Source organism: 'Nostoc azollae' 0708, assembly GCF_000196515.1.
GTDB classification, from domain to species: domain Bacteria; phylum Cyanobacteriota; class Cyanobacteriia; order Cyanobacteriales; family Nostocaceae; genus Trichormus_B; species Trichormus_B azollae.
Window position 1 is genome coordinate 4,077,193 of the sequence record NC_014248.1, and the last position, 14,439, is coordinate 4,091,631.

At 38.1% G+C, this 14,439-nt stretch carries 14 protein-coding genes, 2 pseudogenes and 1 riboswitch; of the genes and pseudogenes, 5 read left to right on the plus strand and 11 right to left on the minus strand.

The features are described 5' to 3' along the window. Positions 1–1,231: 1,231 nt before the first annotated feature. From AAZO_RS27285 to thiC, 3 genes are all read right to left on the minus strand, one after another. Positions 1,232–1,426: a hypothetical protein gene (locus AAZO_RS27285; RefSeq protein WP_013192501.1), complete on the minus strand. Its 195-nt coding sequence runs from the start codon at positions 1,424–1,426 to the stop codon at positions 1,232–1,234. Between the two features lie 33 nt (positions 1,427–1,459). Next, entirely contained in the window at positions 1,460–1,729 is a 270-nt protein-coding gene (locus AAZO_RS19065) for a hypothetical protein (RefSeq protein ID WP_013192502.1), read from the minus strand. A gap of 370 nt (positions 1,730–2,099) precedes the next feature. Then, positions 2,100–3,473: a phosphomethylpyrimidine synthase gene (gene thiC, locus AAZO_RS19070; RefSeq protein WP_013192503.1), complete on the minus strand. Its 1,374-nt coding sequence runs from the start codon at positions 3,471–3,473 to the stop codon at positions 2,100–2,102. Between the two features lie 6 nt (positions 3,474–3,479). Beyond that, positions 3,480–3,576, minus strand: a riboswitch (TPP riboswitch). A gap of 181 nt (positions 3,577–3,757) precedes the next feature. Between thiC and AAZO_RS19075 the strand changes: the two genes are divergently transcribed. Continuing rightward, positions 3,758–4,345 carry an rRNA large subunit pseudouridine synthase E gene (locus tag AAZO_RS19075; protein WP_013192504.1) on the plus strand — a complete coding sequence of 196 codons (588 nt, stop codon included), beginning with the start codon at positions 3,758–3,760 and terminating at the stop codon, positions 4,343–4,345. 44 nt (positions 4,346–4,389) lie between these two features. Here AAZO_RS19075 and AAZO_RS39225 read toward each other — a convergent pair whose 3' ends face one another. Further along, positions 4,390–4,575, minus strand: a complete 186-nt coding sequence (locus AAZO_RS39225; protein ID WP_228371288.1) for a hypothetical protein — start codon at positions 4,573–4,575, stop codon at positions 4,390–4,392. Positions 4,576–4,773: 198 nt separating this feature from the next. Between AAZO_RS39225 and AAZO_RS19080 the strand changes: the two genes are divergently transcribed. Together AAZO_RS19080 and AAZO_RS19085 are read left to right on the plus strand one after the other, a co-directional pair. Continuing rightward, a complete protein-coding gene (locus tag AAZO_RS19080) occupies positions 4,774–6,702 on the plus strand; it encodes a serine/threonine phosphatase (RefSeq protein WP_013192505.1) in 1,929 nt (642 codons plus the stop codon). A gap of 32 nt (positions 6,703–6,734) precedes the next feature. Then, positions 6,735–7,979 (plus strand): FHA domain-containing serine/threonine-protein kinase, encoded by a 1,245-nt coding sequence (locus AAZO_RS19085; protein WP_013192506.1) that lies wholly within the window; start codon positions 6,735–6,737, stop codon positions 7,977–7,979. Here AAZO_RS19085 and AAZO_RS19090 read toward each other — a convergent pair. From AAZO_RS19090 to AAZO_RS19105, 4 genes and pseudogenes are all read right to left on the minus strand, one after another. Beyond that, positions 7,965–8,177, minus strand: a pseudogene (locus AAZO_RS19090) (Uma2 family endonuclease); the annotation flags it as partial. The gene AAZO_RS19085 and the pseudogene AAZO_RS19090 sit on opposite strands and share 15 nt — an antisense overlap. A 310-nt stretch (positions 8,178–8,487) precedes the next feature. Then, positions 8,488–8,775 (minus strand): Uma2 family endonuclease, encoded by a 288-nt coding sequence (locus AAZO_RS19095; RefSeq protein WP_049790822.1) that lies wholly within the window; start codon positions 8,773–8,775, stop codon positions 8,488–8,490. A gap of 40 nt (positions 8,776–8,815) precedes the next feature. After that, the gene (locus AAZO_RS19100; RefSeq protein ID WP_228371289.1) at positions 8,816–9,391 is read right to left on the minus strand and encodes an IS200/IS605 family accessory protein TnpB-related protein; all 576 of its coding nucleotides are present in this window, start codon (positions 9,389–9,391) and stop codon (positions 8,816–8,818) included. Positions 9,392–9,991: 600 nt separating this feature from the next. Next, the gene (locus AAZO_RS19105; protein ID WP_013192507.1) at positions 9,992–10,210 is read right to left on the minus strand and encodes a DUF4327 family protein; all 219 of its coding nucleotides are present in this window, start codon (positions 10,208–10,210) and stop codon (positions 9,992–9,994) included. Between the two features lie 725 nt (positions 10,211–10,935). Here AAZO_RS19105 and AAZO_RS42780 point away from each other — a divergent pair. After that, positions 10,936–11,097, plus strand: coding sequence for a hypothetical protein (locus AAZO_RS42780; protein ID WP_338026936.1), 162 nt, complete (start codon positions 10,936–10,938; stop codon positions 11,095–11,097). Between the two features lie 121 nt (positions 11,098–11,218). Here the strand turns inward: AAZO_RS42780 and AAZO_RS34230 are convergent, their stop codons facing one another. Then, a complete protein-coding gene (locus AAZO_RS34230; RefSeq protein WP_013192509.1) occupies positions 11,219–11,359 on the minus strand; it encodes a hypothetical protein in 141 nt (46 codons plus the stop codon). Positions 11,360–11,678: 319 nt separating this feature from the next. After that, positions 11,679–11,906 carry a transposase family protein gene (locus tag AAZO_RS19115; RefSeq protein WP_041641430.1) on the minus strand — a complete coding sequence of 76 codons (228 nt, stop codon included), beginning with the start codon at positions 11,904–11,906 and terminating at the stop codon, positions 11,679–11,681. Between the two features lie 720 nt (positions 11,907–12,626). Here AAZO_RS19115 and AAZO_RS44035 point away from each other — a divergent pair. After that, positions 12,627–13,002 (plus strand): annotated as a pseudogene (locus tag AAZO_RS44035) (ISAzo13-like element transposase-related protein); the annotation flags it as partial. Positions 13,003–13,248: 246 nt separating this feature from the next. Here the strand turns inward: AAZO_RS44035 and AAZO_RS19125 are convergent. Next, positions 13,249–14,364: an ABC transporter permease gene (locus tag AAZO_RS19125; RefSeq protein WP_013192510.1), complete on the minus strand. Its 1,116-nt coding sequence runs from the start codon at positions 14,362–14,364 to the stop codon at positions 13,249–13,251. Positions 14,365–14,439 lie beyond the last annotated feature (75 nt).

A 14,439-nucleotide genomic window follows, 5' to 3' on the forward strand; every position in this document is an offset into this window, starting at 1 on the left:
TGTCTATTTTCCCCGTAACTATTATTAAGGATAATTATGGTAATAAACGCACTAGAGTATTTTTTTTTAATTCTGTTCTCAATGGTTATGATTTTAGTAATCAAGGTGCAGAAGAAATACAAACACAACATCAAACATTAATTAATGCTTCTGTTCTGGGATTAATTTTTGAAAGACTCAATAATTATAAAGATGCTTCTTTCTTTACTCCTAGTTTTATTAGCATGTATATCTGTCGTGAAACTATTCGCAGATCAGTTATACATAAATTTAATTTAATTAAATTAAAGGTTGGAATTGCCAAGATATTCAACTTTCATATGAGAAAGTTGATTCTCGAAAAGAAGCCAATTACATTATTAATAGTTTAGAAATTTGTAGCTCAGCCGTAGTAACAGGAAATTTTTCAGTTTCGGCTTTGAATGAAATTCTTGTTATCAAAAGCGAGCTTCAAATTTTATTTGACACGAAAGATAAGACATTAAGTATTTATCAGATATAAATAATATAAATAAAGAATGATGAATTAATTATTTTTGATCATGATGGGCAGCCATTTGAATATCAACCCAAAAATCCAGAAATTCAACGTATACAGAAAGTGCTTTTTCATGAAAAGCGGACAATTCTTGAAAATTATTTATTTGGTGTAGATATAAATTTAAAATTTGTAAATATTTATCGGTTGCGGTTATTGATATTTTAAAAAATGCCTACTATACAGAACAAACTAATTCTACCCAATTACAAACATTACATAATATTTATATTAATATCAGGTGCAGAAACTCGTTAATAAATCGCGTTCCTTTAAATTGGGATTTTCCTCCAACTTGGGAAAAAAATCAATGGAATATTGAAAGCTACAGAAATGCTGTAAAAAGATACGGCTGTGGTGAAACTAAATAATAAAAACACAAAATAGCGAAGTTAATAAATGATATTAAATAGAATATTTCCTCAGAGATTAGTAATTTTGCAGCTACACACATTAAGCTCAATCAGAAAAAGAGAGAAATTGAAGATTTAGATAATTAAATACCACTCTTTGCAGAAAGTGATGCAGAAAAAAAACTTGTCAAAAAAAGTGGAAAGGGTTAGAAAAAGAAATTCATCAACTTTCCACAATCGCACTACCATCACCACAAGCGATACCTTCGGTTAGCCTCGCTATCGCATCTCTCACAGCAAGCGATCGCACTGTAAAGTTTTTGAATCGCTATTTCAATCGCTATTTCTGCAGTTTTTGTAATTCCGTCTTCAATTTATTTCTTCTCTTTTCAAAAAAATCTTCAAAACCTTTAAGTTCAACACTTTGATTTATATCAATATAGTTATCTGTCAAACATTTATCTTTATCTGGTTGACCTGAAAGCCAATCTTTAAAATGAGTATCGTTTTTTGTAATATTTTCTAAACCTTCCATAAGTTGGAAGTTGAGTAATTTATCTCTCAGATATTAAAACAGTCTATATTTATCGAAATCAATATTATTTGTATTTAGTTTAGCATCGGTAAATTGTGACGCTGGGTATATGTGGCCTTGATGAAACTTTAAGTGACCATATTTTAGATTTGGATCTAAAAAAGATAAAATAATAAACGTATAATTACCTTTCCTATAATCAAGAAAACCATCTATATCGTCATCAGTCACTTTTAATGTTCTATGTGCTGGCAGCTTTATTTCTGAAATTTCTGCCAATGAAAACTCATTACTTGTCAACATATAATCATTTGTTAATTCATGTTTTTATGCTAATGAATTTCTAGAACTTGTCAATAGTTCTAATTCAGAGGGTGGGTTGCGAAAAGGATCAAATAAATATTGAGTTGTCGCCATTTTTTCTAATAAACCCAAAGGGAAATTATTCTGATTCTCACAAGGAAATAGTTCAATCCAAACATGAATTTATTGAACTTCAGTTTTAACTTTTTTGCTATTTTTAATTGTTCCTAGAGGTGTTAATTTTTCCTCTAAATGTTCTCAAATTTGTCATGAGATTGACGATTTATTAAAGTAAGAAAATATTTTCATATGATTTTATATTTCAAATCCCCGATTTCTTTAAGAAATCGGGGATTATGTTGTTCGGTGTTTAAACTTGAGCTACAGGTTCTTTCGCTAAAAACTTCTCCAACTCAGTCAACGCATCAGCATCAACCTTAGTCTGCATTGGACAGAACTTCGGTCCACACATAGAACAGAACTCAGCAGTTTTATAGATATCTGCGGGTAAAGTTTCATCGTGATATTCCTTCGCTCTTTCTGGGTCTAAAGATAACTCAAATTGACGATTCCAATCAAAATTATATCGAGCTTTCGAAAGTTCATCATCTCTATCTCTAGCACCTGGCCGATGTCTAGCAATATCCGCTGCATGAGCGGCAATTTTATAAGCAATTAACCCATTTCGCACGTCTTCAGCGTTAGGTAAACCTAAATGTTCTTTGGGAGTCACGTAACACAGCATTGCAGTACCATACCATCCCGCCATTGCTGCCCCAATTGCTGAAGTAATATGGTCGTAACCAGGAGCAATATCTGTTACCAAAGGACCAAGAACATAGAATGGTGCTTCTAAACACTCTTCCATTTGCTTGCGGACGTTGAACTCAATTTGATCCATTGGTACGTGACCAGGACCTTCTACCATGACTTGGACATCATCTTCCCAAGCCTTGCGGGTGAGATTTCCCAGGGTTTTCAGTTCTGCTAACTGGGCTTCATCTGAGGCATCATGGGTACATCCAGGGCGCAAGGAGTCGCCTAAACTGAAGGAAACATCATATCTTTTGAAAATCTCAATGATGTCGTTGAAATGGGTATACAGGGGGTTCTGTTTGTGGTGATGCAACATCCACCGCGCTAAAATTCCACCACCGCGAGAAACAATACCTGTAATGCGGCTTCTGACCAAGGGTAAATGTTCTATTAAAATTCCCGCGTGGATGGTTTGATAGTCTACCCCTTGCTGGGCGTGTTTTTCGATGATGTGGAGAAAGTCGTCAGCGGTGAGATGTTCAATTGTGCCGTGAACGCTTTCTAACGCTTGGTAAACTGGAACTGTGCCAATGGGAACAGGTGAAGCGTTGATAATTGCAGTGCGAATTTCATCTAAATTACCGCCTCCTGTGGACAAGTCCATGACGGTATCTGCACCATATTTTACTGCTAAGTTTAGTTTATCGACTTCTTCTTGCAGGTTGGAAGAGTTTGGAGAAGCGCCGATATTGGCATTTACTTTACATTTAGAAGCGATACCGATCGCCATCGGTTCTAAGTTAGTGTGATTAATATTAGCAGGGATAATCATCCTTCCCCGTGCCACTTCTTCGCGGATCAGTTCAGCAGGAAGATTTTCCCGCTTGGCTACGTAGTGCATTTCTTCGGTGATGACACCCTGACGGGCGTAGTGCATTTGCGATACATTGCCTTGTCCAAGCCGCTTGGCTACCCATTCTGTACGCATATTACAATCCTCAATATACAGCTTCCCTCCGCTGGTATTACCCAGACTCAGGTGTTAAGAGTTTGTTCTCAGCCTTGTTGTGCAGGCACCCCTAGCATGGTGTAGATTGTAGCATTTTGGTTTTGAATAGGGCGAGAGGGGTTATAAATTGTGAGGATGTGGGGGTAAAAAGAGTTTGTAGTTGGTTACACAACCCGTCTTGGGTTAAAGACTCGATCGCATCTATTCTGGTTAAATATTATGGTACTGCTGGGCGATCACCATTTTGGAATTACCACCGATTAATGACTAATGACTTTAAGTATATTATTTTTCATAAACCCTATGGAGTTCTGAGTCAATTTACTCAAGAATCTCCCAAACACATTACCCTGAAAGACTATATTGATGTTCCTGAAATCTATCCTGTGGGACGTTTAGACTGGGATAGTGAAGGGTTAATGTTATTAACAAACGATGGACAATTACAGCACCGTCTCGCTAACCCCCGATTTGGTCATAAACGCACCTACTGGGTACAGTTAGAACACATTCCTGATGGTGAAGCTATCAATAAGCTATGCACAGGGGTAGAAATTCAAAATTACCAGACTCGTCCTGCTCAAGTTAAGCTATTTTTAGAAGAACCTACGGTCAGTGAACGCAATCCCCCGATTAGATTTAGAAAAAATATTCCTACAGCTTGGCTGGAAATGACTCTCACAGAAGGAAAAAACCGTCAGGTGCGGCGCATGACTGCTGCAGTAGGGTTTCCGACTTTGCGATTGATTCGGGTCAGTATTACCAACCTACAATTAAATGGTCTGCAACCAGGTGAATGGCGCTACCTCACAGCCCCAGAAATCCAAATTTTGCACAAGTCTCGGATTTAAGTTGCCTAGCTACTATGAGTAAATCACAAACTTATATAGGAGTCCTATATATCTCTTAAGGCTGGTTGTAGATTATGGGGAAAACCCAGGATTGGTGAATGAATTATTGAGTTATTTAGAGCTAGAAAAGTGAAGAATATACCACCTTGTAGATGGTATTTATCTAAAAATGCTTTGAAAATACTCATAAATACCAAAACATCTTCCCCATGAGTTATCTCCACCGACAACTTTTTGATCCACGGACTATGGCTATTCTTAATGATTCATAAGAATTTCTATTGGCAATTACAATTAATACTGTCACCGATCTTCCGTGGTGAATCCATATTCTCCTGTATATCCACTGTAATCAGGGTTAGCTAATTGTGGCACTTTGAATCTAGTGGCTATAAGCATCTTAGAAGGAAAATCAAGGAATTTCTACTATGCTGATTTGCCCTCACTGTCAATTTGAAAACCCCAATGACAACAAGTTTTGTCAAAATTGTGGCACGTCTTTAACTCATAGGGCTTGTTATAAATGTGGATATGAAGTTTCTGTAGATACACAAAACTGTCAAAACTGTGGTGCAGAATGCGGCACAATTTGGTGGGCAATTATTACCCAAGAAACACCTGTTATAGTTTCAGAATTTGGGCATGCACTAACACAAATGCAGGGAAATATAAACTCTCAGCCACAATCTGCGGTAGGCTCATTTTTAGATCGAGAACAACGCTATCAGTTACTGGCACCATTACCCAGTCGAGAGGTTATGGCGACTAATACTGAACTTAAAGTTAGGGTTTTAGATTGCCAACCCTATCAAATATCACCTATTGAGGCGATGCTAGGAAATCAACCAGATGGATTGATTGTGCCATCCCTCAGTGTGATTGGAATTCCTAATTTAGCGAAAGCTTATGTGGTATTACAACCAGAAACTCCATCCGTAATACCACTAATCCACGATGCATGGCAGCAAGATAATATACAGGTGATTTTGATTGAAGACCGTTCTCATTGGCAGTTGTTATTGGATGCGTGGCAAGATCAGACAACCCATCCTTTACAAATTCTGCACTGGTGTTATCAGATGATTCATCTTTGGGGAGTGCTGGAACGGGTGAATTGTCGCCAAAGTTTGTTGGAATTATCTAATTTGCGACTGGATGAAGATCAAACATTGGGATTACAACGGTTGCATCTGGAAATACCTGGGAGTAATTTATCAGAACATGCGGAGCAACCCTTAACCATCAAGGCGTTGGGACGAGTTTGGCAGACTTTATGTAAACAGTCCCAACGCACTCAAATTGGTTCGGTTGTAAAGATGTTGGAGGATTTAGAAATTGGTAAGATTGAAAATTTGGAAGAATTGCGATCGCGATTGGAAGAAATAGCCACGGAACTAGAACCACCTGCCAATCATGATTTTAGTTCTACAGAGGCAAAATATCCTTCGGCATCCACCATATTGCAAGATGATGATGATGGTGAAGAAATCGATAAAAACGAAGATGCACCAACAATTATATTGTCAATGCAGTTAAGGAGTGTGGAAAATACAGGACGCACCGACGTTGGTCGTCAAAGAAATCACAATGAAGACTATTTTGGCATTAACAGCAAGCAGCAAAAACTGGAATTGCCCAGAAGTCGGAATTTGCAAGCACGAGGTTTGTATATTTTGTGTGATGGTATGGGAGGACACGCTGCTGGTGAAGTAGCCAGTGAGTTAGCTGTAAGTACTCTGCAACAATACTTTCAAGAAAACTGGGTGACAGCAGAACTCCCAACCGCAGAAAGTATCCAAAAAGCAGTTTTTTTGGCTAATGAGACGATCTACAATCTCAATCAACAAGGACTGCGTTCTGGTGTGGGGCGCATGGGTACTACCTTGGTGATGTTATTAATGCATAATACCAGAGCCGCAGTTGCTCATGTTGGTGATAGTCGTCTTTATCGTTGCACAGGCCAACGGGGACTAGAACAAATAACTGTAGATCACGAAGTTGGCCAGCGGGAAATAGCCAAAGGTGTAGAATCTGCTATTGCTTATGCTCGTCCAGATGCCTACCAACTCACCCAAGCTATTGGACCACGAGATGCAAATTTCGTCCATCCAGAGGTAGATTTTTTTGAAATTAGTGAAGATACTTTGCTGCTGTTAGCTTCGGACGGTTTATCAGATAATGATTTAGTAGAAAATAATTGGCAGACTCATCTAGAACCTCTGCTTAGTTCTGGCGCTAATCTAGAATCAGGTCTTAACAACTTAATTGATTTAGCGAACGAATATAATGGCCACGACAACATTACAGGTATACTGATACGGGTAAAGGTTTCTCCAAATCAGCAAAGTTGGCATTAACAATTTCCATCTCTTAACTCTTAGGCTTTCTTGTGGTTACTCTGACCCTGTTAGACATGCAACATAAAACACCCCTTAACCAGTGGCGCTTTGAGGGTTATACCATAATTCGTATTGGTAGAGCAGTGGATAATCACGTTGTTTTAAATGATAGTTTAGTTTCTCGCTATCATCTCGAACTTAAACAATTCGGTACTGGTAAGAAGGGTGATGCTTGGCAGGTCATTAGTCAAGGGACAAATGGTACTTTTCTCAATGGTGTTCTGGTTACCAAAAGTACATTACCAGATAATTCCCTGCTGCAATTAGCACAGGGCGGTCCCATACTCAAATTCCAACTTCAGGATATACCAGAACCGACAGTTGCTCCTTGGCAGCCCATACACCAGGAAACGGAAAATCTCTCTATTTCTCGTTGTACTCACGAAGGAAACTCGCCAAACAATATATTTTGTGTTCATTGTGGTCAACCGCTGACTGTTCTCCAGCGAATTCGTCATTATCAGATTTTGAGAATTCTGGGACAAGGAGGGATGGGTACTACTTACCTAGCTTGGGATGATACGGGCTTGAGTACGGGAGTACCGCAGTTGTTGGTGTTAAAGCAGATGAACGCGGATATGGCTAAAATAGCCAAAGCACAAGAGTTATTTGAACGAGAAGCGAATGCTCTGAAATGTCTTAATTATCCGGGAATTCCTAAGTATTATGACTTTTTTGTCGAAGGTGGTAAAAAATATTTGGGAATGGAATTAATTCATGGACAGGATTTAGAAAAACGGATATATAACACTGGACCTGTTACACCTAATCAAGCGATCGCTTGGATGATTCAAACCTGTGATATTTTAGAATATCTCCATGGACAAGAACCACCACTGATTCACCGTGATATTAAACCTGCTAATTTGATGGTGAGGAGTGCTAATAATCGTATCGTGGTATTGGATTTTGGGGCTGTCAAGGAAACAGGAACCGCACCGGGTACAAGAATCGGCGCAGAAGGTTATTGCGCTCCAGAACAGGAACGAGGACAACCTTTGATACAATCGGATTTATATGCGATCGGTCCAACTTTGATTTTTTTACTCACAGGGGAAAATCCTTTGAAGTTTTTCCGGCAAAGGGGACGAGGTTTTTCATTTGATCTTAAAACTGTGCCCAATATTACACATCAACTCCGAGAAGTTATTGAGTGTATAACTGAACCTCTACCACGGGATCGCTATCAAACTGCTCAAGATTTAGCCAAAGCGTTAATGTCAGTGACCAGCTAGAAGAATCTGATTAGCTGTTAAACCCAACTCTGGGAAGGTAGATGAAATTACCCGTTCATCACCTCTGAATTGGTTGATTTGATACTCATATTTAACCAGACAACAAACGAAAATAGTAGGCTGTTTAGGGTCGCTAACCAATTTATTAGCACCAAAAGGCTGATAATCTACAATCCAGTATTCTTTAATTCCCATCTCCTCATAATCACTAGACCTATTGCAGAATTAATTTTATGTTATCATGAGAGGTTATCTTTGTTTTATGCAGAGGTTATCTTTGTTTTATGCAAAAGTTAGAGTTACACGGTTATGTTTGAATTAGCGATCACAAAGAACACCAAAAATACATAAAATCTAAAACTCTCTATCATACTACAGAAACAATTTTGCAAGAGGTCTACTATATTTCTTATAGTAATCAACTCGCCAATTTGTACTCACAACTTCAATGAGTAACCGTACTGAATCAGCTTGGATAACTGTTGACTCCTTTTCCCACCGTGGTTCATTAACTAGGTTGGTGGGGTCTATCAACAAAGAAAACATCTCGAGAATAGGCCGATTCCCTGGTTGAGGGTTTAACTAATGCTTGTTCGGGGATGAAATAGGGAAGATTTAAGCGCCGAGACTCTATAGCTAAGTCTATAGTTAAAAACCCAGTTCTTCTTTCGTGTTTTCCCACTGGCGGATTCATTTCAACGATTTCCCCATCATGGAGTTCATAAAATCCCTTATCTGGCTTCCACTGAATAAACTCATCAAAGGTGACTAGCTGAGGTTTAGTTAAGGTTTGCATGATAATTTACCAATTTTGGGATTGTTGACTCTCCCCTAGCCTAAAGGCTAGGGGATTCTAAAAGGATGCTACGCAAAAGGCTAAAGCCATATTGCTTGCTAGGCGTTTTCCTTTGCAATTTAAGAAGATTAATCCTTCTTGGGGCGGTCAAAGACCCTCTCGACACTTGGTGAAAACCTTCGTGCTTACTTTTTCGTCCAATATTTAGTGAACCATTCAGATCCGCATTCACAAGATGTGCACTTTTTGTCCTGTAAAATCCACGCTGAATTCGCTTACCAGAGAACTGATATTCTTTTGGATTCTCGGCGTTGTAAACAGGTATCTCATCACCATCAAGCGCACTGGCTTTGGAGGTGTAAGATTCGTCTTGCTCCTGATAGTTCAATCCATATCTTTCACACATTGCCTTATAAGCTGAAGACAATGTGTGAAAAGGAATTTGGACGAAGTTTTGGTTATTGCATCCACCAATATTGATTTCTTGTTTGATAGCAGGATTGTAGCCAAGAATTAAATTAGCGATACTATTTTGGATGCAGTGATTCACCATAAATCGTGCTGTCTTATTCAGGTAATCTCTGACTTGATTATTGTGTTTTGCTGTAAGTTTCACTTGTTGATTAGTGATACCCTTAATTAAGAGCGTATCCTTGATATATTGCAGTTGAGTATTACGGTTGTTGAACCACTGGCTTAATAGATTTGATTAGTTGACCATCCACAAGAAGGGATGCCCATATTAGGGATACAGATGGATACAGTGGGCTTTAGCCCACCCTCTCCTTTTTCCTCCCAGGGCTAAAAGCCACTGGGTTTCCAAACTCCCCTCAGGTTTTTTATAATCTGGTATGGGAAATAGTGGTTTTGAGTCTTTAGACTTCTATCAAGTTAGCCAATTACTGCTAAAAGTGACCTATAGACTAGGATAAAGTTTATCAGATTGCTAGCACTAAAATTTAAGCGACCAACTCAGAAAAGCTGCTTAGACTGAAGGCACAAGAGTCTTTATCATCGCTCATATTTTAAACGACTGCAAGGCAGAAAAATTCAAATACAACAGAGCTTTGAAAGACCGGATAGAAAAAGGTCTTAATGGCTACTGTCCCTTTATTTATTCACAAAAACAAGGATAAAGAAGAATATGGTAATTAACTGGGTGATTGGTAATTGGTCAAAATCTTTTCCCAGTCCCCAGTTAGCAAACCCAGAACCGTTAATTTTCGTCCCAATTTTCCACGGCTAGTAGGTCAGCAATTGGGTCTTGCATACTAAAACCAAAGTCTTGCAGTTCCTGTTTCCAGTGCTGCCAGTCATTGCCATAGAGTAAGGCAATTTTCCAGATGCTATCAGTGGGCTTGATAATATTGGATTCTACGAGTGATTGCACGTTACGCTGCAATTTCACCATAGGGTGAATTACTTGCTGAGTCATAACCTCGATGTATTTCAGATTTTATTTGGGTAAATGCTTGATTAAAACTGCTTTCCGGTTAAGAATTTTGAATGGTGGGTAGGGCGCTATAGTTTTGTAAAGCTAGTCTTAACTTTTCCAGTATACCATAACTCTTTTTGGTCTTTTACTAAAAATTGGTTTTTGTACGGTAATCACGACCACAAACTTATAAATTATGAATGATAGACCAAATTTGGCTAAATGTCAGCAAATCTTTATATATTTATCAGCTAATACCAATTTGAAAAATGATTGTGACCGATTGTTCCGCTCCAACCCGGACACAGAAAGGTATTTATTCTCAATTCAAAACCCGAAATAGTATAACTCAACTCGTCGTGATGATTGGGCGTAATATGATAGTTTCTGGTATTTTGTGGGTAATATCAGTAAATAGGATAGGAGAGAAAGATTGTTGTTATCTAGGTGTTTACCGCACTAGATTTTAACTATGGCAAGTGCAGAAAGTGATTACCTAGAGAAACGTGGTCAGCAAATTGCAAGAAAGCAAAAAATGGTTACATATAATATTTCCTTATTCGGCTTCGCTGGTTCAATACTAACTATTCGGGGGGTTTAATACTGTCAAACAGGCTTGGGAAAAACCTAAAGAACTAGTGGTAGTTCAATCGGCTGAGGCTGAGCAAAAATAGCCTCAGGGTTATAAATTTGTTTTACAAAGAGAACCGAATAACCAGTTGGCTTTGGAGAAACTGTCTATAATTCGGTTAAACTCAGGGGATGATAAGGGTGCGAGCGCACTAATGGAAAAGTTGGTTAAGCTGCATCCTGATAGGCAGGATTATAATACTGTGTTGAGGGATGTGAAGAAGAGGGTGGCAGAAGTTAATCAAGCTGGTAAGTAAGCTCGAACGGATGTTATCCAGTGGAGGCAATTATGTCTTCCAATAAATATAACAGTATTGCTGATATTTTGCAGGAATTTCCACCCACTTATTTTTCAGGATAGCAATTATTATCTAATTATTATTCTAAATAATAGTGACAAATATGTGGGAATAGGTTAGGAGATAGCCCGGTTTTTTTCCCAACTAAGTTTAGAGAAAGTTGATGAATTCCTTGTAAATCTACAGTTAGCTGATTTTTTAAAGTCGTACTTAAATTCATCGTTTAAATCATATCTAAAAGCAATGATTTCTCCCTCCCAATAGAAACAATCACGAGCATATTACTGATGCCAATATTCTAGCAATAAAATATAGATAATAATCTGTCTTAATAGACTTGTATCAATGATAGATAGGAACTATCCATGAAGATATTGATGACAAATTAATAAGTGACCTCATATCCATAACATGTATGAAATGGGCAAAACTAATGAACCAATTCCTAATGTGACTAAACCACAAATAGTTAGTAAGAATTACTTGTGAGTAAATTGGGCAATCCAGGGGAAATCTTTGTTTAGGTACCCGGGATATTTTTACAAGTCTAATGACCTGTTTAACAAAAATACCCTTGGTAGAAAACTCTTTGTTTCCTGCCTTTTGTTCTGAGTCACCATGGCATAATCGCTATAATCTTTTTCTACCTGTTTAAGGAGACTAGGAGGGAAAACATTTCGTAATATCTCTATCCAGTAATGAAATGTGTCCTTTGCTTCCGTTTTCCATATACCGAAATGCAAACCTAAAACCTCAAATGTTGGCATTTTCCTCCAATAGAATAAGCATAGACATACCTCTTCTTTTTTCTTTTATCTCTAGTTTCCGTTTCCCCCCTCCTCCTTTCTGATTTATACCTATCTTTTTACTTTCTATGTCACCTTGAAGTTTTTTATGCTACATTCCACATTGGGCTAACAAGTCTTGAAACTTATGGTTAGTTATTCCCAGTATTTGTTTTCTACGATGTGGATATTATTGAATATAGTTAATTTAGTAGATTTTTCCTTTTGCTACACCCTCAAAATTCCCTTCCACCATTTTTTTGACTCCAAGTTAATTTTCCTGACAGGTCTAGTATATTCGCTGTGTAGAAAAGTGCAAACCAACAGGATAATATGAAAGAGAAACTTCCATGTTAGCGTCCGGGTATTCCTTCAAAAAGAGTAATTTTCTAGATATGACAGGATCTGAGGATTGGTACAGCAGCAACCATCACACAAGAACTTAGCACAACAACTAGCAGAGGTTTGGTCATCAGCTAAAGATACAACATCACACACCTCCACCCTCCAGTTATGTGATGCTGATTTAACAGTAAGCAGTAGCATTACATCCTTAGCCTGCGGTCAATTTAGATGTAACCTGTGTGTTATGAAAGCTCACAGGCTCCCAACTAACTTTGATGGATCAACCTCAGCTAGCCTACTATCTATGCTGCTGTTTCTACAGCTCAGAGAATAGTCAATTCTAAACAAGCTCAACTTTATGGCTTAAAAAGGGTGGCTAAAACAAGACCAATCAAAGAGATACCAAAAACAGAAGCCATCTTTAAAAGAAGTTAATCGCATCAATCAACAAGCGGATGATGAATCAACAACATTAAGAACTTCTATAGATGCTAAGGTGGGAATCAAAATCGGAGAGTTCGATAGAGGTGGAAAAACCCGTGCCGAAACCGTATTACGATTCGCTTCTACCCTAACTTTCAAGGGCGAAAATCCTGTGGTTAATTTGGTTGAGACAATTTATCATACAGGAGTTAAACTGACACAACAAGCAATGGCGGACATCGAAGAGCTGATTCACCGCTTACCAACTTTGAAAAAATGGTTTGTTGAAATCTTTTGTCGAAGTGACTGACGTTTTGGATCATTTTTTTAGTTGGAACACTCTTAGAGAACTAAATAGAAAATTTACTGACTCTGATAATAGCCTTTTTATAAGACAAAAATTGAGCCAAGGTCAAGTTATTGCTTCTTTACAAAATGAGTTAGTGAGTGAACATGATCGCTCAACAGGAAATACAATCACTGTCTATCATATTTTCCTTGATTGCTCTGAAATTTCCATCTAAGAAAATAGGGTTAGCGATGGCATCTTCCCCGCTTACCTCTGCAAACTTTGGGGATCTAGGGCATCACGCAACCCATCACCCAGTAAGTTGAAAGCTAAAACAGTGAGAATAATTAATATTGCAGGTGGCAAAATCAGCCAAGGTTGTAATACTAAAATTGAAGCATTACTTGCTAAGGAAAGCATATTTCCCCAAGAGGGATCTGGTTGTTGAATGCCTAAACCAATCAGACTCAAAACTGCTTCTGCACCAATAAAACTAGGAATTGTTAGAGTAGCAGAAATAATTGCATAACTAGCCGTTTGGGGCAGAACATGACGGCGAATAATATAAATCGGCTTACCACCCATGGCTAGTGATGCTTGTACAAATTCCCGTTCTTTAATTGATAGGACTTGACCACGAATCACTCTGGCTAAACCTGCCCAACTAATTACAGATGTAATAACAACAATTAATAAAAATCTTTGTGTACTGGTTAATTGTGGACTTAACACTCCTGATAATGCTGCTAACAGATAAATGCTGGGAAAGGTCATCAACACTTCTGCTAAACGCATGATTACACTATCAATTACACCGCCGAAATAACCAGATATACCACCTATCAGCAAGCCCAATGGATAGGTGATGATGATGCCAAAAATACCAATAAATAAACTAATCCGACCACCATAAAGCAGACGACTAAACTGATCTCTTCCTTGTTCATCAGTACCCAAAATATTCCATTTTGCTTCGCCAGTTGAACCAAATAAATGCCAATTTAGGGGTATACCAGGAATAATGGTGACTTCATCCCATTTAGGAGGTAGGGGTAAACTTAATTGAAATAATTTATATTCAGTCCCGGAAACAAAGAAACCTAACGGTGTTGGTTTTTTAAGGTCTATAATTAATTTCCGTTCCCCTGTTTCTAGACTTATGTCTCCTTGAGTTGTGGGATAAATATGGGGCCCAATAGATTCACCTTCTGGGGAAACCCAATGAATACGGGTTGGTGGCAATAGTGAACCATTTGGCTGTGAATCGTAAGGATTATAGGGGGCGATAAAATCAGCCCCAATTACTCCTACATAGAACACTAATAGTAGAGTTGCCCCAAATTGCGCTAAAGAATTTTTCTTGAGTCTCTGCCACCAATTCATAATTTTGATTTACAAGTCTAACAATTTTAGATTTTAAGTTTTGGATTTTACATCCTTTGACTGAATAAATTCGGG

Excerpts from the sequence above, each read along its gene's own strand:
- AAZO_RS19125 (WP_013192510.1), bottom strand. The coding sequence starts at position 14,364 with ATGAATTGGTGGCAGAGACTCAAGAAAAATTCTTTAGCGCAATTTGGG.
- AAZO_RS19080 (WP_013192505.1), top strand. The coding sequence starts at position 4,774 with ATGCTGATTTGCCCTCACTGTCAATTTGAAAACCCCAATGACAACAAG.
- AAZO_RS19095 (WP_049790822.1), bottom strand. The coding sequence starts at position 8,775 with ATGCAAACCTTAACTAAACCTCAGCTAGTCACCTTTGATGAGTTTATT.
- AAZO_RS34230 (WP_013192509.1), bottom strand. The coding sequence starts at position 11,359 with ATGAATTTAAGTACGACTTTAAAAAATCAGCTAACTGTAGATTTACAA.
- AAZO_RS27285 (WP_013192501.1), bottom strand. The coding sequence starts at position 1,426 with ATGGAAGGTTTAGAAAATATTACAAAAAACGATACTCATTTTAAAGAT.
- thiC (WP_013192503.1), bottom strand. The coding sequence starts at position 3,473 with ATGCGTACAGAATGGGTAGCCAAGCGGCTTGGACAAGGCAATGTATCG.
- AAZO_RS19075 (WP_013192504.1), top strand. The coding sequence starts at position 3,758 with ATGACTAATGACTTTAAGTATATTATTTTTCATAAACCCTATGGAGTT.
- AAZO_RS19115 (WP_041641430.1), bottom strand. The coding sequence starts at position 11,906 with ATGCCAACATTTGAGGTTTTAGGTTTGCATTTCGGTATATGGAAAACG.
- AAZO_RS19065 (WP_013192502.1), bottom strand. The coding sequence starts at position 1,729 with ATGTTGACAAGTAATGAGTTTTCATTGGCAGAAATTTCAGAAATAAAG.
- AAZO_RS19105 (WP_013192507.1), bottom strand. The coding sequence starts at position 10,210 with ATGACTCAGCAAGTAATTCACCCTATGGTGAAATTGCAGCGTAACGTG.